This is a genomic window from Lentzea sp. NPDC059081 (assembly GCF_042738015.1).
Classification (GTDB): domain Bacteria; phylum Actinomycetota; class Actinomycetes; order Mycobacteriales; family Pseudonocardiaceae; genus Lentzea.
In genome coordinates, this window is sequence record NZ_JBHYGW010000038.1 from 31,105 (window position 1) to 49,613 (window position 18,509).

At 70.0% G+C, this 18,509-nt stretch carries 18 protein-coding genes and 1 tRNA gene; 9 read left to right on the plus strand and 10 right to left on the minus strand.

Annotated elements, in window-relative coordinates:
* The first annotated feature begins 51 nt into the window (after nucleotides 1-51).
* From ACFWV3_RS41530 to ACFWV3_RS41540, 3 genes are all read left to right on the plus strand, one after another.
* Nucleotides 52-1,350, plus strand: coding sequence for an alpha/beta hydrolase (locus tag ACFWV3_RS41530; RefSeq protein WP_382419457.1), 1,299 nt, complete (start codon nucleotides 52-54; stop codon nucleotides 1,348-1,350).
* Complete coding sequence (locus ACFWV3_RS41535) at nucleotides 1,347-3,797, plus strand: rhomboid family intramembrane serine protease (protein ID WP_382419458.1); 2,451 nt, start codon at nucleotides 1,347-1,349, stop codon at nucleotides 3,795-3,797. Before ACFWV3_RS41530 ends, ACFWV3_RS41535 begins: the two co-directional genes overlap by 4 nt.
* Before the next feature lie 209 nt (nucleotides 3,798-4,006).
* On the plus strand, nucleotides 4,007-6,163 hold the full coding sequence (locus ACFWV3_RS41540; RefSeq protein WP_382419459.1) for an ATP-binding protein: 2,157 nt from the start codon (nucleotides 4,007-4,009) through the stop codon (nucleotides 6,161-6,163).
* On the opposite strand, the gene ACFWV3_RS41545 is transcribed toward ACFWV3_RS41540, so the two are convergent.
* On the minus strand, nucleotides 6,160-6,768 hold the full coding sequence (locus ACFWV3_RS41545) for a LysE family translocator (protein WP_382419460.1): 609 nt from the start codon (nucleotides 6,766-6,768) through the stop codon (nucleotides 6,160-6,162). The two genes, ACFWV3_RS41540 and ACFWV3_RS41545, sit on opposite strands and share 4 nt — an antisense overlap.
* 120 nt (nucleotides 6,769-6,888) lie before the next feature.
* Here ACFWV3_RS41545 and ACFWV3_RS41550 point away from each other — a divergent pair, with 120 nt between their 5' ends.
* The gene (locus ACFWV3_RS41550; protein WP_382419461.1) at nucleotides 6,889-7,479 is read left to right on the plus strand and encodes a PadR family transcriptional regulator; all 591 of its coding nucleotides are present in this window, start codon (nucleotides 6,889-6,891) and stop codon (nucleotides 7,477-7,479) included.
* Nucleotides 7,476-8,618, plus strand: coding sequence for an FAD-dependent oxidoreductase (locus tag ACFWV3_RS41555; RefSeq protein ID WP_382419463.1), 1,143 nt, complete (start codon nucleotides 7,476-7,478; stop codon nucleotides 8,616-8,618). Before ACFWV3_RS41550 ends, ACFWV3_RS41555 begins: the two co-directional genes overlap by 4 nt.
* Here ACFWV3_RS41555 and ACFWV3_RS41560 read toward each other — a convergent pair.
* Nucleotides 8,603-9,274 (minus strand): response regulator, encoded by a 672-nt coding sequence (locus ACFWV3_RS41560; RefSeq protein ID WP_382419464.1) that lies wholly within the window; start codon nucleotides 9,272-9,274, stop codon nucleotides 8,603-8,605. The genes ACFWV3_RS41555 and ACFWV3_RS41560 overlap by 16 nt on opposite strands.
* A complete protein-coding gene (locus tag ACFWV3_RS41565) occupies nucleotides 9,271-10,827 on the minus strand; it encodes an ATP-binding protein (protein ID WP_382419465.1) in 1,557 nt (518 codons plus the stop codon). Before ACFWV3_RS41565 ends, ACFWV3_RS41560 begins: the two co-directional genes overlap by 4 nt.
* A 183-nt stretch (nucleotides 10,828-11,010) precedes the next feature.
* Here ACFWV3_RS41565 and ACFWV3_RS41570 point away from each other — a divergent pair, with 183 nt between their 5' ends.
* The 4 genes from ACFWV3_RS41570 (at nucleotide 11,011) to ACFWV3_RS41585 (ending at nucleotide 14,378) form a co-directional block, all read left to right on the plus strand.
* Nucleotides 11,011-11,961, plus strand: coding sequence for a Bug family tripartite tricarboxylate transporter substrate binding protein (locus tag ACFWV3_RS41570; RefSeq protein WP_382419466.1), 951 nt, complete (start codon nucleotides 11,011-11,013; stop codon nucleotides 11,959-11,961).
* Nucleotides 11,958-12,449: a tripartite tricarboxylate transporter TctB family protein gene (locus ACFWV3_RS41575; protein WP_382419467.1), complete on the plus strand. Its 492-nt coding sequence runs from the start codon at nucleotides 11,958-11,960 to the stop codon at nucleotides 12,447-12,449. The genes ACFWV3_RS41570 and ACFWV3_RS41575 overlap by 4 nt, the downstream gene beginning before the upstream one ends.
* A complete protein-coding gene (locus tag ACFWV3_RS41580) occupies nucleotides 12,442-13,947 on the plus strand; it encodes a tripartite tricarboxylate transporter permease (protein WP_382419468.1) in 1,506 nt (501 codons plus the stop codon). Before ACFWV3_RS41575 ends, ACFWV3_RS41580 begins: the two co-directional genes overlap by 8 nt.
* A gap of 80 nt (nucleotides 13,948-14,027) precedes the next feature.
* Nucleotides 14,028-14,378: a helix-turn-helix domain-containing protein gene (locus tag ACFWV3_RS41585; RefSeq protein ID WP_382419469.1), complete on the plus strand. Its 351-nt coding sequence runs from the start codon at nucleotides 14,028-14,030 to the stop codon at nucleotides 14,376-14,378.
* Nucleotides 14,379-14,461: 83 nt separating this feature from the next.
* Here ACFWV3_RS41585 and ACFWV3_RS41590 read toward each other — a convergent pair whose 3' ends face one another.
* The 7 genes from ACFWV3_RS41590 to ACFWV3_RS41620 form a co-directional block, all read right to left on the minus strand.
* The gene (locus ACFWV3_RS41590) at nucleotides 14,462-15,052 is read right to left on the minus strand and encodes a ClpP family protease (RefSeq protein WP_382419470.1); all 591 of its coding nucleotides are present in this window, start codon (nucleotides 15,050-15,052) and stop codon (nucleotides 14,462-14,464) included.
* Nucleotides 15,049-15,663 carry a ClpP family protease gene (locus ACFWV3_RS41595; RefSeq protein ID WP_382419471.1) on the minus strand — a complete coding sequence of 205 codons (615 nt, stop codon included), beginning with the start codon at nucleotides 15,661-15,663 and terminating at the stop codon, nucleotides 15,049-15,051. Before ACFWV3_RS41595 ends, ACFWV3_RS41590 begins: the two co-directional genes overlap by 4 nt.
* A 57-nt stretch (nucleotides 15,664-15,720) precedes the next feature.
* Nucleotides 15,721-16,551 carry an SMP-30/gluconolactonase/LRE family protein gene (locus ACFWV3_RS41600; RefSeq protein ID WP_382419472.1) on the minus strand — a complete coding sequence of 277 codons (831 nt, stop codon included), beginning with the start codon at nucleotides 16,549-16,551 and terminating at the stop codon, nucleotides 15,721-15,723.
* Nucleotides 16,548-16,781: a hypothetical protein gene (locus ACFWV3_RS41605; RefSeq protein WP_382419473.1), complete on the minus strand. Its 234-nt coding sequence runs from the start codon at nucleotides 16,779-16,781 to the stop codon at nucleotides 16,548-16,550. The genes ACFWV3_RS41600 and ACFWV3_RS41605 overlap by 4 nt, the downstream gene beginning before the upstream one ends.
* A complete protein-coding gene (locus tag ACFWV3_RS41610; RefSeq protein ID WP_382419474.1) occupies nucleotides 16,778-17,545 on the minus strand; it encodes a hypothetical protein in 768 nt (255 codons plus the stop codon). The genes ACFWV3_RS41605 and ACFWV3_RS41610 overlap by 4 nt, the downstream gene beginning before the upstream one ends.
* A 554-nt stretch (nucleotides 17,546-18,099) precedes the next feature.
* A tRNA-Leu gene (locus ACFWV3_RS41615) sits at nucleotides 18,100-18,173 on the minus strand.
* Between the two features lie 51 nt (nucleotides 18,174-18,224).
* Complete coding sequence (locus tag ACFWV3_RS41620; protein WP_382419475.1) at nucleotides 18,225-18,506, minus strand: metal-sensitive transcriptional regulator; 282 nt, start codon at nucleotides 18,504-18,506, stop codon at nucleotides 18,225-18,227.
* Nucleotides 18,507-18,509: the final 3 nt, after the last annotated feature.

Genomic DNA, 18,509 nt, shown 5'->3' on the forward strand with positions numbered 1-18,509 from the left:
CGAGACGAACCTCCGATGTGGGACCTGAAGACTTCCTGAAGCATTGGCGGCATGCTCAGCCCGTTGGACCTGTCCCTGATAAATGGGCCGATCCCCCAGGTCTCCACGGCCGCGGCCGCGCTCGCCCTGACGTACCTCGCGATCAGGAAGGACCGGACTTGGCTGGTCCGCGTGCTGCCGGTCGTCGTGCTGTCGTGCGCACTCTTCGTGACCGGTCTGACGCTCGTCATCAACCACCTGTGGAAACCGTGGCCGGAACCGCTGCCCGTGGTCCTGATGGTGTGGCTGGGCGCGGCACTGGTCGCCGTGGCACTGGCGGTGGCGCGGCTGCGGTCCGGGCGGTGGTACGGCCGGACGTTCGGCGTACTCCTGGCCCTCGGCGTGCTGACCAGCGCCGCGGTCGCCACGAACGCGCACTTCGGGCAATACCCGAACACGCGCTCGGTGCTGGACATCTTCCGGAACGACCGGGTCGCCCTGAACGAAGCCGCTCCCCCGCCGAGCACCGTGGTCGAGGTGCCCGCGGGCAAGACGCTCGCCGACGTCTGGACGCGGCCGGCGAACCTCCCGGACAAGGGCACCGTCTCCGAGGCGGACATCCCCGGCGCGTTGAAGGCACGGCCGGCGTGGGTGTACCTGCCGCCCGCCTACCACGTGACGCCACGTCCGCGACTGCCCGTCATCGTGCTGATGGCGGGTCAGCCGGGTAGTCCGCGCGACTGGTTCGACGGCGGCCGGATCCTCGACAACCTGGACGCGTACGCGCGGACGCACGACGGCCTCGCGCCGATCGTCGTGGTCGCCGACCAACTCGGCTCCACGACGGCGAACCCGCTCTGCCTCGACTCGAAGCTGGGCCAGGCCGAGACGTACCTGGCCCGCGACGTACCCGCGTGGGTCAAGCAACGGCTCACCGTCGACGAACGCCGTGAGGCATGGACCGTCGCGGGCTTCTCACAGGGCGCCACGTGCTCCGTGCAGCTGGCCGTGCGCGCGCCGGACGTGTACGGCAACTTCATCGCTCTTGCACCGCAAGGGGAGCCCTCGCTCAGCACGCGTCAGGAAACGGTCAAGACCGTCTTCGACGGTGACGAGTCCGCGTTCACCCGGATCAACCCGATGGACATCCTCGCGCGCCAGCGGTTCCCGAAGACGGCCGGCGTCATCGTCGCCGGCCGGGACGACCCGATGTACCGCAAGGCGGACGCAGAGGTGTTCGAGGCCTGCAGGAAGGCTGGAATGGACGTGCGGTGGAAAGAGCTGCCGAGCGGTCACGACTGGACCATGGCACGAGAAGGCCTCTTCGGCTCGCTGCCGTGGCTGGCGGCGAGAACAGGACTCGCGAGATGATCACGCGGCTGTTCCGCGGCGCACCGCTGACGTGCGTCTTCCTGATCGTCTTCTGGACGGCCGGGGCGTTGACCGGCGCGATCGGCGACCAGAACGACGAGCTGCTCGCGTGGACGGGCATCGGCACCGGCAGTTCCCTGTGGACGGTGCTCAGCTCGGCGTTGTGGTCGATGGACCTGCTGGGCTACGTGGCGACCACGGTGCTGCTGCTCGTCTTCGGCCCGCTGGCGGAACGGGCGTTCGGCGCGGCGAGGACGGCGGCGATCTTCCTGGCCTCGCACGTGGTCGGCTCGTTCCTGGGGCTCGGTCTCGTGCTGATCGGGCGCGACGTGCACTGGTCGTGGCTCGAGTCGCTGGTGGGCGAGGTCGCCGCGGGACCGTCGATCGGCGGGGTGGGCCTGGCGCTGGCGCTGACGTTCCGGATGCCGCCGCTGTGGAGGCGGCGCGTCCGGCTGTTGACGATCTTGTCGGTGCTGGTCCTTACTCTGTACTCGGGTTGGTTGGAAGACCTGCTCCGACTGTCCGGTGGCGTGGCCGGGCTGGTGATCGGGGCGTTGTTCCTGAAGAGCGGTCCGGCCGGCAAGCCGAGGTCGTTGCAGGAGACCCGCGTGCTGGTGGCGTTGCTGCTGGCCGCGTCGGCGCTGGGGCCGGTCGTGGCGATGATGTCGCCGTACCCGAACGGCCCGCTGGCGTGGTTCGCGGACGTCGTGGCGGTGGCCCAGCCGTCGCCGGAGTACGTCGACGAGGTGTGCGGCGCGGACGTGGTGGACGTCTGCCGGACGATGGTGATCCAGCTGTCGTACGGCCGGTTCCCCGCGCTCGTGATGTCGCTGCTGCCGGCGTTGCTGCTGCTCGTGCTGGCGGAGGGGCTGCGGCGCGGCCGTCAGTTCGCGTGGCGGTCGGCGCTGGTCTGCAACGTGGCGTGCACCGCGTTCATCGGGTGGTACGTCGTGGAGGCCGCGCAGATCCCGGACGTGGGCGCTTGGGAGACGGCGTTCTCCTTCGGCATCCCGATGCTGGTGCCGTTGGCGATCACGGTCGTGCTCCTGGTGACGCGCCGGCACTTCACGGTGCGGCTGCCCCGGCACGCCGTCCGGAAGTTCTGGCGGTTCACGGCGGGCAGCGTGACGTTGCTGTCGGCGCTGTACGTCTTCGGCGGGTACCTGGTCCGCGACCAGTTCGCGCCGGAGCCGGGGTTCGCTGCGCTGCTCGCGGACCTGCCGACGCGGTTCCTGCCGCCGGGCTACCTCGGCCTGGTGCCGTTGCAGTTCTCCGCGGAGGGGTTCGTCGGCGCGGTGCTGTTCGAGTACACGGGCGTGGTGTTCTGGCTGATCGTGCTGGCCGGGCTGCTGATGGCGTCGTGGCGGTCGTGGCCGTCCTCGTGTGAGAAGGAGGCGGAGCGCGCCCGTGAGCTGATGCGGCGTCACGGTGGTTCGTCGTTGTCGTACATGACGACGTGGCGCGGCAACCAGTACTGGTTCACGCCCGACGGGGAGACGGCGATCGCGTATCGGGTGGTGGCGACGATCGCGCTGACGGTCGGCGACCCGATCGGCCCGGCGCGCGTCGAGGCGGTGCGCGGGTTCGCGGAGTTCTGCGCGCACAACGGGTGGACGCCGTGCCTGTACAGCGTGGGCACGGAGACGAAGGAGGTGGTCGAGAGCCTGGGGTGGTCCGCGGTGCAGGTCGCCGAGGACACCGTGATCGAGCTGCACGAGCTGAGCTTCACCGGCAAGAAGTGGCAGGACGTGCGCACGGCGTTGAACAAGGCCGCCAAGGCCGGCATCACCGCCGAGTGGTGCACGTACGCCGACGCGCCGTTCGCGATCACCGATCAGATCAGGTCGATCTCGGCGGAGTGGGTGGCGGACAAGGGCCTGCCCGAGATGGGCTTCACGCTGGGCGGCCTGGACGAGCTGACCGGCGACGGGGTCCGCTGCCTGCTGGCCGTGGACGGTGACCGCACCGTGCACGGCATCACGAGCTGGCTGCCGGTGTACGCCGACGGCGAGGTCGTCGGGTGGACGCTCGACTTCATGCGCCGGCGCACGCACGGGTTCCGCGGCTCGATGGAGTTCCTGATCGCCTCGGCGGCGCAGCAGCTCCAGGCCGAGGGCGCGAGGTTCCTGAGCCTGTCGGGAGCGCCGCTCGCCCGCCTGGACCGCGGCGAACGACCGCGGGCGCTGCAGCGCGTCCTCGACCTGACCGGGCAGGTGCTGGAGCCGGTGTACGGGTTCCGCTCGCTGTTCGCGTTCAAGGCGAAGTTCCAGCCGAAGTACCGGCCGATGTTCATGGCGTACCCGGACTCGGCGGCTTTGCCGCGCATCGCGAACGCCGTGCGCCGCGCGTACCTCCCGCACCTCAACGCGCGGCAGGGGCTGCGGCTGGCGACCAAGATGATCATCCGGACCCGCGAGCGCGTGGCGGCGCCGGGCCGGACGGGCTAGCGCTGGGGCAGGCGGGCCAGAGCCGGGTCAGACGGGCCAGGACCGGGTCAGACGGGCCAGGACCGGGCCGTGTGCCCGAGGACGGGAGTTGTCGTCGTGGTGCGGGAAACCGGCGACGGCACCTCCACGGCGGGACGCCGCCTAGTCCGAAAGGGTGGAGAGGTGGTTCGTCCGCTCCCACCCGCGCTCGTCTGGGCGAAGATGCGCCGATGACCCCGCGGGGCGATCTGCCTGCCCAGACCACGACGTTCGCCGGGCACCGGACGGTGCTCGCCGAGGCCGCCGCACGGCTCGGCCGCGCCCGGCTGATCACGCTCGTCGGTCCGGCTGGCGCGGGCAAGACGCGGGTCGCCGCCGAGCTCGGGCGGGCGGCGGCGCGGGCGGGGTCGTTCCAGCACGGCGTGCGGGAGGTGCGGCTCGGGGACCTCGGGGACCCGGCGTTGCTCGCCCGCACGGTGGCGGCCGAGCTGGGGATCGTCGACAACTCGCGGGACAACGGGTTCGGGCGGCTCGTGGAGTCGTTGTACGACAAGCACCTGCTGCTCGTCCTCGACCAGTGCGAGCACCTGCTGGAGGCGGTCCGCCACTTCGTGCACCACCTGTCGCGGGACTGCGAGGGGGTCACGATCCTCACGACCACGCGGGTGGGGCTCGGTGTCTACGGCGAGCACCTGGTCCCGGTGCCGTCGTTGGGGGACGAGGCCGTCGAGCTGTTCCTGGAGCGGGCGAACGCGGTGCCGGCCGAGGAGACACTGCCGGACGTCAAGGCGTTGTGCGAAGCGGTGGACGGGCTGCCGCTGGCGATCGAGCTGGTGGCCGCCCAGCTGGGCGAGAGGTCGGCGGCCGACGTGCTCGACGAGCTCGGAACGGCGACGCTGGACCAGGTTCTCGGGTGGTCGGCGTCGCACTGCACCGGGGAGGAACGGCGGGTGTGGGCGGCGCTGTCGGTGTTCCCGGCGGACTTCGACCTGGCCGCGGCCGAGGCGGTCGCGGGTGCGGATCTGGGGACGTTGTCGGAGTTGGTGCGGAAGTCGATCGTGTGGGCCGGCGACGGGCGCTACCGGTTGCCGAGTGCGGTGGCGGAGTTCGGTGTTCGGCTGCTCACGGGTGCCGACGAGTCGTTGCGGCGGCATGTGCTGCACTACAACGCGTTCGTCGACGAGGCGACGCGCTCGTGGTTCTCGCCGGACGAGTCGTTGTGGATAAACCGGCTGCGGGAGGAGTGGCCGAACGTCCGCGCCGCCATCGGGTACGCGCTGAAGACCCCCGGCCTCGCCGAGACCGGCACGCTCATGGCGATGAACGTGCAGCGCACCCGGTTCACGGCGTCCGCGGGCAGGCTCGGCCAGGCGCGCGACCTGCTCGCCGCGGCCCGCGAGGTGATCACCGAGGTGCCGCTGCGAACGTCATTGCTGGCGCATTGCGCGTACATCGCGCAGGCGTCGGGCGACATGGCGACGGCGATCCCGTTGATGGACGAGGCGCGCGCGTTGCCGCGGCAGACGTCGACCGACCTGAACCTGCTGATCGTCGAGGCCACGCATCTCTTCTTCGTCGAGGGCTCGCCGGACTGCGTTCCGGTATACGCGCACATCGTCGAGCTGTGCCGGCAGTACGCGCCGCCCGGTGACACGTACTTCACCGAGCTGATGCACTCGATGGCGGTGTGCTTCCTGCTCGACGCCGAGGCCGCGGACAAGGCCACGACCGGGCTCCAGCAGACCGCGGAGAACAGCGGTGTCGCGTGGTCGCGCGCCTGGGGACTGTGGCACCGGGGCCTGTACGAGCTGCTGCACGGCGACCCCGCCCTGGTGCACCCGCTGGCGATCGAGGCGCTGCGGACCCAGCTCGCGATCGGCGACGCCTGGGGCCCTGCCTACAGCCTGTGGCTGCTCGCCTGCACGTGCGCGGAGCTCGGGGCCTTCGACCGCGCGGCACGGCTGCTCGGCGCGTTGCGGGCGCAGGAACGGCTCTCGCGAATCTCGTTCAGCAGCATGAGCCCGTTCCACAAGGTGCTGGAACGGGCGGACCGGATCGTCCGCCGCGCGCTCGCCGACGACTACCCGGTCATCACGACGCTGGGCCTCGACCTGCGCCCGGACCAGGCGATGGAGTTCGCCCTCGAACCCGTGCCGGACGCGGAGCGGCGCCCGGCCAAGCCCCTGCTGCCGGGCGGGCTGACCCGGCAGGAGTTCACGATCGCCGGACTGGTCGCGGAAGGCCTCACGTCGAAGCAGATCGGCGCACGGCTGTTCATCTCGCCGAGGACCGCGGACCGGCACGTGGTGAACATCCGCGCGAAACTGGGTCTGCCGGCCAGGACGTCCCTCGCGGCGTGGCACCGTGCCGCGTCGGGCGAGCGTTAACGGGCCTCGATCGCCAGCTTCACGCCGAGCGCGACGAACAACGAGGCCGTCAGCCGGTCGAGCAGAGTTCGTTGCCGCAGCAGGAAAGCACGCGCCCGCCCGGCCGCGGTGATCAGCACCGGGAACCACAGCAGGCCGATGCCGAGGTGGATCGCCACCAGCACCCCGCCCCACGCCGGCTGGCCGACCGGGAGGAACTGCGGCAGCAACGAGAGGTAGAAGACGCCCGGCTTCGGGTTGAGCAGGTTCGTGAGCAGCCCGACCCGGACGGCCGCGCGCACCGACGGCACCGGCGCGGGCTCGTCGGCCTCGACCGGCCGCCGGGAGCTCCACAACGCCTTGGCTCCCAGGTGGACCAGGTAGGCCGCACCGAGCCAGCGCACGATGTCGTAGGCCAGTTCGGAGGCCTGCAGCAACGCCGTCAGGCCGGCCAGTCCCGCGGTGGCCCACACCAGGCAGCCCAGCGTGCTGCCCACCACGACGCCCATCGCGGCGCGGCGGCCGACCAGCAGCGCGGTCCGCAGCACCAGCAGGGTTTCCAGGCCGGGCGTGATGACGGTCAGGAGCGCGACGAGCGTGAAGCTCAGCAGTGCTGCGGTCGACATGCCGTCATGAGAACACGGAAAAGGCCGGCCGCCTCGACCGTTAACGCACCCGACACCGAAGCAATAGTTGACATCGACTAGTTAGAGTCGGATAGTTGACTTCAACCAATGGAGGTCCGAATGCGGCGCAAGGTGTCGAACCCGCTGGCGCTGGCAGTGCTGGCGTATCTCGTGATGCGGCCGATGCACCCGTACGAGCTGGGCAAGCAGCTGAAGGACAACGGCAAGGACCGCAACATCAAGTTCAACCGCGGTTCGCTGTACATGGTCGTCGAGCAGCTGCGGAAGGCCGGGTTCGTCGCCGAGCAGGAGACCGTCAAGGACACCCAGCGGCCGGAGCGCACGATCTACGCGCTCACCGAGACCGGACGCCACGAGCTCTACGACTGGCTGCGCGAGCTCGTCCGCGATCCGGTGCAGGAGTACCCGCAGTTCGGCGTGGCGCTGTCGCTCATCGCGGTGCTGGACCCGGTCGAGACGGTGGACCTGCTCCGCGCACGCGCCGACGCGTTGACGCGAGATCTCGACGGGACGCGCGCGGTGGTCGCCAAGGCCACCGGCGAGGGCGTCGAGTGGATCTTCCTCGTCGAGGAGGAGTACCGGATCTCGTTGCTGGAGGCCGAACTGCGGCTGGTCGAGAAGCTCAGGGGAGAGCTCGGCAAGGCCGAGTACCAGCGTGCGTGGCGTCGACACTTCGGAGGGGAAACATGAGAGCTCTGGTCATCGGGGGCGGCATAGCGGGGCCGGTCACCGCGCTCGCGTTGCGGAAGGCCGGCATCGAGCCGGTCGTGTTCGAGGCGTACGACGCGACCGCGGACGGCGTCGGCGGGATCCTCAGCGTGGCGCCGAACGGCTTGGCGGCGTTGAGGATCGTCGGTCTGGACGCCGGCTTCGGGGAACCCGTCCGGCGCATGGTGATGGCGGACAGCGAGGGTCACGTGCTGGGCGCCGTCGAGGGCGAACCGAGCAGGGTCGTGTGGCGGACCGACCTCTACCGCCGGTTGAGGGACCTCGCGACGGCACAAGGGATCAAGGTCGAGCACGGCAAGCGGCTGGTGGACGTGCAGACGCGCCAGGACGGCGTCACGGCGCTGTTCTCCGACGGCAGCACCGAGTCCGGCGACCTCCTCGTCGGCGCCGACGGCATCCGGTCGACGGTCCGCACGATCATCGACCCCACCGCTCCCGGCCCCGAGTACGTGGGCCTGCTGGGGTTCGGCTCGTTCGCCGAGGGCAGTGGCGTGCACGGCGACCCGGAGACGATGTACTTCGTGTTCGGCAGCTCGTTCCTCGGCTACTGGGCCCAGCCGGACGGCACGATCGCGTGGTTCAACAACCTCGCGGTGCCCGAGCCGATGACGGCGGCCGAGATCGACGCCGTGCCGAACGAGGTGTGGCTCGCCCGGCTGCGCGAGGCGTACGGGGACGACCGGCCGGCGAAGCAGCTGCTGGCGCACAGCCGTGAGGTGATCGGCGCCGGTCCGTTGGAGATCATGCCGAGCGTCCCGCGCTGGCACCGCGACCGCATGGTGCTGGTCGGCGACTCCGCCCACGCGCCGAGTGCCAGCTCCGGTCAGGGAGCCTCGCTCGCGGCGGAGTCGGCCGTGCAACTGGCGCGGTGCCTGCGCGACATCCGTGACATCCCCACGGCTTTCGCCACCTACGAACGCATGCGCCGCCCTCGCGTCGAGGGGATCGCCAAGCGCGCCGCGCGAACCAACAACAACAAGCGCGGCATCGGTCCCGTGACGCGACTGCTCATGCCCCTCGTGATGAAGACGGTCGGGCGCCGTGCGTTCACGAAGGACCAGAACTACCGCATCGACTGGGACGCTCAGGTCAGCCGGTAACCGTGCGCCGGGCGGTTCGCCATGCCGTAGCGCGGTTGCACCTCGGCCTTCCCGATCGTCACCAGGTGCTCCAGGTACCGGCGCGCGCTCACGCGGGACAGCCCGGCCTTGTCCCCGACCTCCTGGGCCGAGAGGTCGCTCTCGCAGTCCTTCAACGCGTCGATCACCAGCCTCAGCGTCACGGCGGACAGGCCCTTGGGCATGGCCGCCGTGCGCGGCCGGTGGTGCATCAGCTGGTCGACCTCGTCCTGGTCGAGCACCTGGCCGAACCGCTGCACCTCGATGCGCTGGGCCAGGTACTCGCGCATGCGGTCGAGGAAGGCCGTGCGCGTGAACGGCTTCACGAGGTAGTTGTCCACGCCCCGCGACATCGCCTGCCGCACCGTCTCCCGCTCGCGTGCGGCGGTCACCGCGATGACGTCGACCGGTGTCCCGCCGCGGGCGCGCAACCGCGACAGCACCTCGAGCCCGGACATGTCGGGCAGGTGGATGTCCAGCAGCACCAGGTCGGGCCGCAGCGCGTCGACGGCCCGCAACGCCTCGCCGCCGCGGTGGGCCTCGCCGACCACCTCGAACTCCGGCATCGCCTCCAGGAAGCCGCGGTGGATCGCGGCCACGGCGAAGTCGTCGTCCACCACGAGCGTTCGCACGCTCATCGGTTCCCCGTTTCCGGCAGCCACACGTCGAACGACGCGCCGCCGAGCTCCGAGTCGCTGATCGCCACCCGGCCGCTGCGCCGGGTCACCACCCTCGACACCAATGCGAGTCCAATTCCCCTGCCGTGCGCGCCCTCGGCGTCCTTCGAGCTCACGCCGAGGTCGAAGATGCGGCCGCGTTGCGACTCCGCCACTCCCGGGCCGTCGTCGTCGACGACCACGCGCACCCCGCTGCTCGACGAGCGCACCAGCACGCGCACCGTGCCGCCCGTCTCGACCGCGTCCACCGCGTTGTCCACCAGATTCCCCAGCACCGTCAGCGCGTCGTCGCCCGCGCGGGTGTCCACCGCGCTCTCCGGGTCGAGGCGCAGTTGCACGCCGCGTTCGTGCGCGGTCGACGACTTCGCGAGCAGCAACGCCGCGAGCGCGGGGTCCGCGTTCGCGCCGTCGATGATCTCGGCTGTGACCGATCCCGCGCCACCCACCCGTTCGATGTACGCGACGGCGTCCGCGCTGCGGCCGAGGTCCAGCAGGCCACCGATGACGTGGAGGTGGTTCGAGAACTCGTGGGCCTGCGCCCGCAGGACCTCCGTGACGGTGCGCTGGCCGTCGAGCTCGCGCAACGCGTCGTGCAGCTCCGTGCGGTCGCGCAACGTCAGCACGACACCGACGGCGCGGTCGTGGGTCTTGGCCGTGGTGCGGTTCGCGACCAGGACCCGTTCGCCCGCGAGGACGAGCCGGTCGGCGACGTCGTCGTCACCGCGGGCCAGGTCCAGCAGGCCGTCGTCGAGGACCTCCGCCGCCGGCCGTCCGCTCGGGTCCTCGTCCAGTCCGAGCAGGCGCTTGGCCTCGTCGTTGACCAGGGCGAGCTTCTCCTGGTCGTCCACGGCGACGACGCCTTCGCGGATGCCGTGCAGCATCGCGTGCCTGGTCTCCAGCAGCTGGGCGATCTCGGCCGGTTCGAGCCGGAACGTGCGGCGCCGGAAGTGGCGGGTGACCAGCGCCGCGCCGAGCACGCCGACCAGGGCGGCGGCCGACAGCCAGCCGATCAGCTCCGGCAGGTCCTCCGCGAGGTCGTCGGACAGCTCGCTCTCCAGGATGCCGACCGACGCGATGCCCATGATCTGCCCGTCGCGCGAGCGCACCGGCACCTTCGCGCGCAACGACTTGCCGAGCGTGCCGGTCTCCGTGCCGACGAACACCTCACCGGACAGCGCCACGCTCGGGTCGGTCGAGACGCGCTCGCCGATGCGGTTCGGGTCGGGGTGTGCGTAGCGGACGCCGTTACGGTCGGTGACCACCACGTACGTCACGTTGGACGCCTTCCGGATCACTTCCGCCAGCGGCTGGATCGTCACGGTCGGGTCATTCGACCCGAAGGCGTCGATCACAGAGGGTAACTGCGCCACGCTTTCCGCGACCGACAGCATCCTGTCCTTGTAGGACTCCCGGATCCGGTCGCTCTGGAGTTTGGCCGCGAGCAGCCCGGCAGCACAAGTCGTCATCAGCACGATGACCACCTGCAACGCGAGCAGCAAGGCCCCAAACGACACCGACCGACGAAACATGGATGGAATTCTGTCGCATCGGCTGTGAATCATGTCACGACCTAAACGACCAATACGGAACTTACGACCGAACACTTACGTGTGGCGCAGCGGTTACCTAGCGTCCCCGCCCAACGTTCGAGACGAAACTAGGAGATTTCCTCGATGGGTAGGGGCTGGAGACGAGCAGTGGCGCTCGCCGCTGTCGGACTGGTGCTCGCGGGATGCGGCCAGAAGGCCAGGAGCGCCGGTGATGACTCCGAGATCGCCAAGCTGGAGATCATGGCGCCCGCCGACCCCGGCGGCGGCTGGGACCAGACCGCACGGGCCATGCAGGCGGCGGTCAGCGGGGCCAAGCTCGCCAACTCGGTGCAGGTCAGCAACGTCGGCGGCGCCGGCGGCACGGTCGGGCTGCAGAAGCTCACCTCGGAGCGCTCCGAGTCGTTCCTGATGATCACCGGCCTCGTCATGGTCGGCGCGGTGGAGACCAACGCGTCGAAGGCGCGCCTCGAGGAGACGACACCGATCGCCCGGCTCACCGCCGAGGACGAGGTCGTCGTGGTTCCCGCCGACTCGCCGCACAAGACGATCGACGACCTGCTCAACGCCGTGAACGAGAAGGGCAAGGGGGTGTCGATCACCGGCGGTTCGGCCGGCGGCACCGACCACATCCTCGCCGGCCTCCTGCTCAAGGCGAAGAACATCGACACGGCCAAGCTCAACTACGTGCCGTACTCCGGCGGTGGCGAGTCCCTGGCGGCGCTGCTCGGCAAGAAGGTCGACGCGGGCATCTCGGGCGTCGGCGAGTACAAGGAGCAGATCAAGGCGGGCAAGCTGCGCGCGCTCGGCACCTCGGGCCCGAACCCGAACCCCGACGTGAACGCGCCGACGTTCAAGGACCTCGGCGTCGAGCTGATCAACTGGCGCGGCGTCGTGGCGCCGGCCTCGATCTCGGCCGAGGCCAAGTCCCGTCTCACCAAGCTGGTCACCGACATGCACGCGAGCGACCAGTGGAAGGAAGAGCTCAAGAAGAAGGGCTGGACGGACACGTTCCTCACCGGCACCGAGTTCTCGACCTTCATGTTCAAGGAGATCGGCCGCGTCAAGCCCGCACTGCAGGACATCGGGCTCGTCAAGTGATTGCTGAAAAAGTCGAGGAGTACGCGTTCGGCGGTCTGGTCGCGGCGATCGGGGTCTTCACCCTGGTCGACGCGACCACGATCGCCGCGCGCGACGACAACGCCGTAGGACCACGCGCGTTTCCTTACGCCGTGGGAGTCCTGCTCGTGGTCACGGGCATCGCGGCGATCATCGCCACGGCCAGGGGCAAGCTGGGCCTGGCCGAGGACGCCGAGGACGTCGACGAGTCGGTTCGCACCGACTGGCTGACCGTGGGCAAGCTCGTGGTGGTTCTCGTCGCACACCTCGTGCTGATCGACATCGTCGGCTGGCCGGTCGCGGCGGCGTTGTTGTTCTTCGGCGCGGCGTGGACGCTCGGCGCGACCTGGTGGCGTGCGCTGCCGGTCGCGATCGTGCTCGCGCTCGTCGTGCAGGTGGTTTTCGCGTCCGGACTGGGCCTCTCGCTGCCCGCCGGGATCTTCGAAGGGGTGCCGCTCCTCGATGGATAGCATCACCGCGCTCCTGGAGGGCTTCGCGACCGCCGCGCAGCCCGAGTACCTGCTGTACGCGCTGCTGGGCGTCACGCTCGGCACCGCGGTCGGCGTGCTGCCGGGCATCGGCCCGGCGATGACGGTGGCGTTGCTGCTGCCGCTGACCTACACGCTCGACCCGACGGCCGCGCTGATCATCTTCGCGGGCATCTACTACGGCGGGATGTACGGCGGTTCGACGACCTCGATCCTGCTCAACACGCCGGGTGAGTCGGCGTCGATCGTGACCGCCCTCGAAGGCAACAAGATGGCCAAGGCCGGGCGCGGGGCAGCCGCCCTCGCGACGGCCGCCATCGGGTCCTTCGTGGCGGGCACGATCGCGACGATCCTGCTCACGGTGCTCGCGCCGACCATCGCGGACGTCGCGGTGCAGCTCGGCCCTGCCGACTACGTGGCGCTGATGGTCGTGGCGTTCACGACCGTGGCGGCCCTGCTCGGGTCGTCCCCGGTGCGCGGCCTGGCCTCGTTGGGGCTCGGCCTGTTCATCGGGCTGATCGGCACCGACACGCTGTCGGGTCAGCAGCGCTTCACCCTGGGCGTGCCGACGCTGGCCGACGGCGTGGACGTGGTCGTGGTGGCGGTCGGCGTGTTCGCCGTCGGCGAGGCGCTGTACGTGGCGTCGCGGCTGCGGCACGGGCCGATCGAGGTCATCCCCGTGGGCGGCAAGTGGATGACGGGCGAGTTCTGGAAGCGGTCGTGGAAGCCGTGGCTGCGGGGCACGTTCATCGGCTTCCCGATCGGCACCGTGCCCGCCGGTGGCGCGGACGTGTCGACGTTCCTGTCGTACGCGGCGGAGAAGAAGCTCTCCAAGCGGCCGGAGGAGTTCGGCAAGGGCGCGATCGAGGGCGTGGCGGGACCGGAGGCGGCCAACAACGCGGCCGCGGCGGGTGTGCTGGTGCCGCTGCTGACGCTCGGCCTGCCGACGACGGCGACGGCCGCGGTGATCGTGGCTGCGTTCCAGAGCTACGGCATCCAGCCGGGACCGTTGCTGTTCACCAACAACTCGGCGATGGTGTGGGCGCTCATCGCGTCGCTGTACATCGGCAACGTGATGCTGCTCGTGCTGAACCTGCCGCTGGTGAAGATCTGGGTGAAGGTGCTGCAGATCCCGCGGCCGTACCTCTACGCGGGCATCCTGCTGTTCGCGGCGCTGGGCACCTACGCGGTGAACTTCGTCGTGGACGACCTGGTCGTGCTGCTGGTGATCGGTGTCGTCGGCTTCTTCATGCGGCGGCACGGGTACCCGGTGGCACCGCTGGTGGTCGGCCTGATCCTCGGGCCGATGGCGGAGGAGCAGGTCCGGCGCACGCTGCAGATCAGCGAGGGCTCGCTGAGCGCGCTGGTCACCAGCCCGTTCGCGGCGGTGGCGTACACCGTCCTCGTCGTGGTCCTGGCGACGGCGTTCGTGCTGCGGTTGCGCCGCAAGAAGGCCGAGAAGACCGAACAGCTGGTGTGATCGTGCTGGTGTGAAAGGGGCGTTCTGCTGACAGCAGAACGCCCCTTTCGCCGTCTCCGGGTGCTGTCACGATGGTCCCCATGGCGGAGATCCTGGACTTCAAACGCGCTCCCGAACCGTTGTGGCGTGAGGCTTTGGGCCGCAAGCTGCGCGAGACGAGGGAGGAGCTGGGCGAGCGCCTCGTCGACGTGGCCGACCGCGCGGGCATCTCGGTGCAGTACCTGTCCGAGATCGAGCGCGGCCGCAAGGAGCCGTCGAGCGAGATGATCGCCGCGGTGGCCGGGGCCCTGGGCATCGACCTGGCCGACCTGCTGGTCGGGATCGCGGGGCTGGTCCGCCACGGCTACGCGATGCATTTACGCGGGAACGGCCACTTCCACACCTCTCGTCCCACGGGCCGGCCCTCGGGTCCGGTGCTCATGGCGGCCTGACGAGGTCGTTCGACAGGGGTCGCGGCGGTACGCGCCTCGATCTGACTCCGTGCTCGGACGCCCTTGGCTCTGACGTCCGTGCTCTACCGCCGTCGTTCGAGCACCCGGTCGACGAGCCCGTACTCGACGGCGCCGGCCGCGTCGAACACGCGGTCCCGGTCGGTGTCGTGGCGCAGCTGCTCCGCGCCCCGGCCGGTGTGCCTCGACAGGATGTCCTCCAGCTGCGTGCGCACCCTGACCACCTCGTCCGCCGCGAGGATCAGGTCGGGGATCGTGCCGCGGCCCTGCGCCGCGGGCTGGTGCAGCACGACCCTGGCGTGGGGCAGCACGGCCCGGCGTCCCTCGGCGCCTGCGGCCAGCAACACGGCTCCGGCCGCCACGGCCTGCCCGACGCAGGTGGTGGCCACCGGCGCCTCGATGTAGCGCATGGTGTCGTAGAGCGCGAGCATCGCCGCGGGGTCGCCGCCCTCGCAGTTGATGTAGAGGTTGATCTCCAGCTCGGGGTTGTCCGCCTCGAGGTGCAGCAGCTGGGCGATCAACGCGTTGGCGACCCCGGAGTCGATGCCGGTGCCGAGGTAGACGATCCGTTCGGAGAGGAGGTGCGAGTAGACGTCCATGACCCGCTCGCCGCGCGCGTCCCGCGTGATGACGTTGGGAATCGTGTAGGTGCTCATGCGACAGCTCCCGAGTGCAGTCCGAGTTGGTGCGTGCGCACGGGCACGACCTGCCCGAGGTCGCTGACGACGTGGTCGATGAAGCCGTACTCGAGCGCCTGCGCGGTGGTGAACCACCTGTCGTGCAACGAGTCCGTGAAGACGCGGTCGAACGGCTGACCGGTGTCCTCGGAGATGAGGCCGAGCACGGTGTCCCTGGTGTAGCGCAGGTCGTCGGCCTGCACCTCGACCTCGACCGCCGAGCCACCGATGCCCGCACTCCCCTGGTGCATCAGGATCCGCGCGTGCGGCAACGCGAACCGCTTGCCCCTCGTCCCGGCCGACAGCAGGAACTGCCCGGCGCTGCAGGCCAGCCCGAGCGCCAGCGTCGCCACGTCGCACGGCACCAGCCGCATCACGTCGCGGATGGCGAGCATCGCCGGCACCGAGCCGCCCGGCGAGTGGATCCAGAGCGCGATGTCCTGCCGCGGGTCCTCGCTCGCCAGCGACAGCATCTGGGTCGCGAGCACCGTGCCGTTGTCGTCGTCGAGGCCGCCGTCGAGAATCAGCACCCGCTGACCGAAGAACCGTTCTCGCAGCCCAGGGCTGAAGAGCTTCTCGTTGTTCGTCATGGCACCGACGATGCCGGTCGCCGCGCGGGGTTCGCCGCTTTCTCTGCTGTGGGCAGATCAGCTCACAGCAGGCAGGTACGCGTCAGCAGGGCGACCGGGGATGCCGACGTCGAGGGCGAACAGCGCGCCGTCGTGCAGGCTCGGCCGGCGCAGGCCGTACCTCGCCGTGGTGATGAAGAGACGGGTCAGGTCGGGGCCGCCGAGGCAGACGCTGGTCGGCTGCCGGGCCGGGAGTGCGATCTCTCGGTCCAGCCTGCCGTCCGGGCGGTAGCGGCGGACGACCGACGCTCCCCAGAAGGCGATCCACACGTTGCCTGCGATGTCGGTGGTCATGCCGTCCGGGGTCTGGTGCGGCGTGTGCACGAAGACCCGGCGGGCGCCGAGCTCGCCGCGGCGGTCCACCTCGATGCGGTGGACCAGTCCTCGCGCGCTGTCGGCCAGGTACATCAGCCTGCCGTCGTGGGTGAAGGCGGGGCCGTTCGGGATCGTCAGTCCTGTGAGGACAGGTGCGGGCGAGCCGAGCCGGTGCAGGGCGCCGGTACCCGGCTCGGTGTCGTAGGCCATGGTCGTGACCCAGAACCGGCCCGCGGGGTCGGCCACGGCGTCGTTCACGCGCATGCCCTCGCCCGCGAAGGTCTCGCACTGCTCCTCACCCAGAAATCCGGCGCCGGTACCTAACGCCGCCATCAGCCGGTCGCCCCCGCGCACCGGTGCCACCGCGCCCACCGGCACCGGCAGTTCGGCGATCTTCTCGAACGGCGCGGGAACGTCACCCCGCGTCCGCAGCACCCGGCCGGCGAGGAGGTCGACGACGATCAGACAGCCGTCGATCCAGCGGGCGCCTTCGCCGAGTTCCAGCTGCTCGAAGTTCCACTGCGTCAGCGTCATCGGACGGTGCTCCCCAAGTCCAGGTCCGGCAGGGCGAGGTCGGCGTGCAGGCCCTGCCTGTCGTCGGAGGCGATCAGCAAGTCGACGTGGTCGAGCAACGGCCGGATCGCCCCCGCTCCGGACACGCTTCTCACGTCCTCAATGGACTGAGTCGATCTCGCAGACCTGTTGCGACAGCGGAGAACTCGCGCGATGTCCGCATGCTCGCCCAGCATCAGCACGTCGGTCATGCCGTTCCTCTCGCACGAGCGGTGAGCACGAGGCGCCACCGAACGGTTCCTGACGGGGGCACGACCGCAACGGGACGGGAGCGGTCGTCGCGGTCGAAAGTGCGGCCCAGCATGGGTTCCACGCCGACGCTGCGGTACGGCTCGTCCTCCGGCCAGCCGCGGAGGTTGCGCCACACCGCGATGGAGACGGGTTGGCCGGCGCACTCCACCAGCACGTCGAGCTGCTGGTCGCCGTCCACCACGAGCATCCGCCCGCACTCGACCACCGCGCCGACCGCCGTCCCGTCGTCGGGCCCGAGCAGATCCAGACCGGCGGGCCACGACCGCAGCACCGGTTCCGGATCGGTGATCAGCACCGGCGTCCCCTCCGGCGCGACGAGCCGCGCGGCAGGACTGACGTCCAGAAGGGCATGTGCGGCCCACACGAACCGATAACCAGGATCAGCCGCCAGTTCGTAGTCCACGACGACAGCGCAATTCCGCGTGTCGATCACACGCCGCAGCGCGAAGTCAGGGCAGTCGACGCCACCCTCGTGCCACGGCCGGCTCCAGGCATCACCGTGATCGGGAAACCCACGGACGGTCGGAACGCACTCCTCCAGACCGCCCGCGTCCACGAACGGATCGCCCGGCTGCACCGCGTCACGAGCAGGGTCGGGACGCCGCCACAGCCACTCGCGATCAGCGGCACGCAGCGACGTCCACCGCCCGCCGAGGCGGTGATCCACCTCGACTCGCAGCGGCACAACCCCGATGACCTGCACGGCTCGACCTCGACAAGATCAAATCAGCGTTAATTACTAATTTATCTTGCCACGTCCACCCGTGCGAGCCAACAGCAAGACAGGCAACACGAAGCCCCACCTGCCCACAGCCGCGCCGAACCCGAGCCGGAACGCCGACGCCGCAGAACCTCGCCGACTCACCACAGTCCGGCTCACGAAGTCGCCAGCGAGCCGCACCCACGAGGACACCAACAACACCCATATGCAGCCCAAAGCCCCGCACGCCAAATAAAGCCCTCAACCCGAAGCCCCAAGATCCGCGCGAAGCCCCCACCAATACAACGACCCCCTACACGCCCCCACCGCCCAGCAACAGACATTCCCGATTCCAATGTGGAATCAGCAAGATCCCAATGGAGAGGTACGACCCCAGCAGGGATCAGGGGGATGGGCCGAGCGAAGCGAAGCCCAAGCGGGGGTCCGGGGGCGCAGCGCCCCGGCGGGGGTCTGGGGGCTCGGCCCCCAGAAAACACCACGGGCGAGGAGGTCTGCGCTTTCCGCAGACACACCTCGCCCGAGAACGTGTCGTGTCGTGCCCCCGGTGCGACTCGAACGCACACTGGACGGATTTTGAGTCCGCTGCCTCTGCCGATTGGGCTACGGGGGCGTAGCGGGTTGAACTGTAGCGGATCTCTCCAGCGAGTTTCTCGCGGGACCCCTACGACTTGACGAGCCTGCCGATCGCCGCGGACGCCTCCGCGAGCTTCTCCTCGGCGACGGACCCTCCTTCGGCGGCGGCCTGGGCGACACAATGCTTGAGATGCTCGTCGAGCAAGCCCAGCGAGACCGCCTGGAGCGCCTTCGTGGCGGCGCTGATCTGGGTGAGGACGTCGATGCAGTATTCGTCGTTCTCGACCATGCGCTGGAGGCCGCGGATCTGTCCCTCGATGCGGCGCAGTCGCTTGAGGTATGCGTCCTTGTCCGCGGTGTACCCGTGCATCGG

Excerpts from the sequence above, each read along its gene's own strand:
- ACFWV3_RS41540 (WP_382419459.1), top strand. The coding sequence starts at position 4,007 with ATGACCCCGCGGGGCGATCTGCCTGCCCAGACCACGACGTTCGCCGGG.
- ACFWV3_RS41530 (WP_382419457.1), top strand. The coding sequence starts at position 52 with ATGCTCAGCCCGTTGGACCTGTCCCTGATAAATGGGCCGATCCCCCAG.
- ACFWV3_RS41550 (WP_382419461.1), top strand. The coding sequence starts at position 6,889 with ATGCGGCGCAAGGTGTCGAACCCGCTGGCGCTGGCAGTGCTGGCGTAT.
- ACFWV3_RS41590 (WP_382419470.1), bottom strand. The coding sequence starts at position 15,052 with ATGAGCACCTACACGATTCCCAACGTCATCACGCGGGACGCGCGCGGC.
- ACFWV3_RS41535 (WP_382419458.1), top strand. The coding sequence starts at position 1,347 with ATGATCACGCGGCTGTTCCGCGGCGCACCGCTGACGTGCGTCTTCCTG.
- ACFWV3_RS41580 (WP_382419468.1), top strand. The coding sequence starts at position 12,442 with ATGGATAGCATCACCGCGCTCCTGGAGGGCTTCGCGACCGCCGCGCAG.
- ACFWV3_RS41620 (WP_382419475.1), bottom strand. The coding sequence starts at position 18,506 with ATGCACGGGTACACCGCGGACAAGGACGCATACCTCAAGCGACTGCGC.
- ACFWV3_RS41545 (WP_382419460.1), bottom strand. The coding sequence starts at position 6,768 with ATGTCGACCGCAGCACTGCTGAGCTTCACGCTCGTCGCGCTCCTGACC.
- ACFWV3_RS41605 (WP_382419473.1), bottom strand. The coding sequence starts at position 16,781 with ATGACCGACGTGCTGATGCTGGGCGAGCATGCGGACATCGCGCGAGTT.
- ACFWV3_RS41600 (WP_382419472.1), bottom strand. The coding sequence starts at position 16,551 with ATGACGCTGACGCAGTGGAACTTCGAGCAGCTGGAACTCGGCGAAGGC.
- ACFWV3_RS41555 (WP_382419463.1), top strand. The coding sequence starts at position 7,476 with ATGAGAGCTCTGGTCATCGGGGGCGGCATAGCGGGGCCGGTCACCGCG.
- ACFWV3_RS41585 (WP_382419469.1), top strand. The coding sequence starts at position 14,028 with ATGGCGGAGATCCTGGACTTCAAACGCGCTCCCGAACCGTTGTGGCGT.
- ACFWV3_RS41595 (WP_382419471.1), bottom strand. The coding sequence starts at position 15,663 with ATGACGAACAACGAGAAGCTCTTCAGCCCTGGGCTGCGAGAACGGTTC.
- ACFWV3_RS41560 (WP_382419464.1), bottom strand. The coding sequence starts at position 9,274 with ATGAGCGTGCGAACGCTCGTGGTGGACGACGACTTCGCCGTGGCCGCG.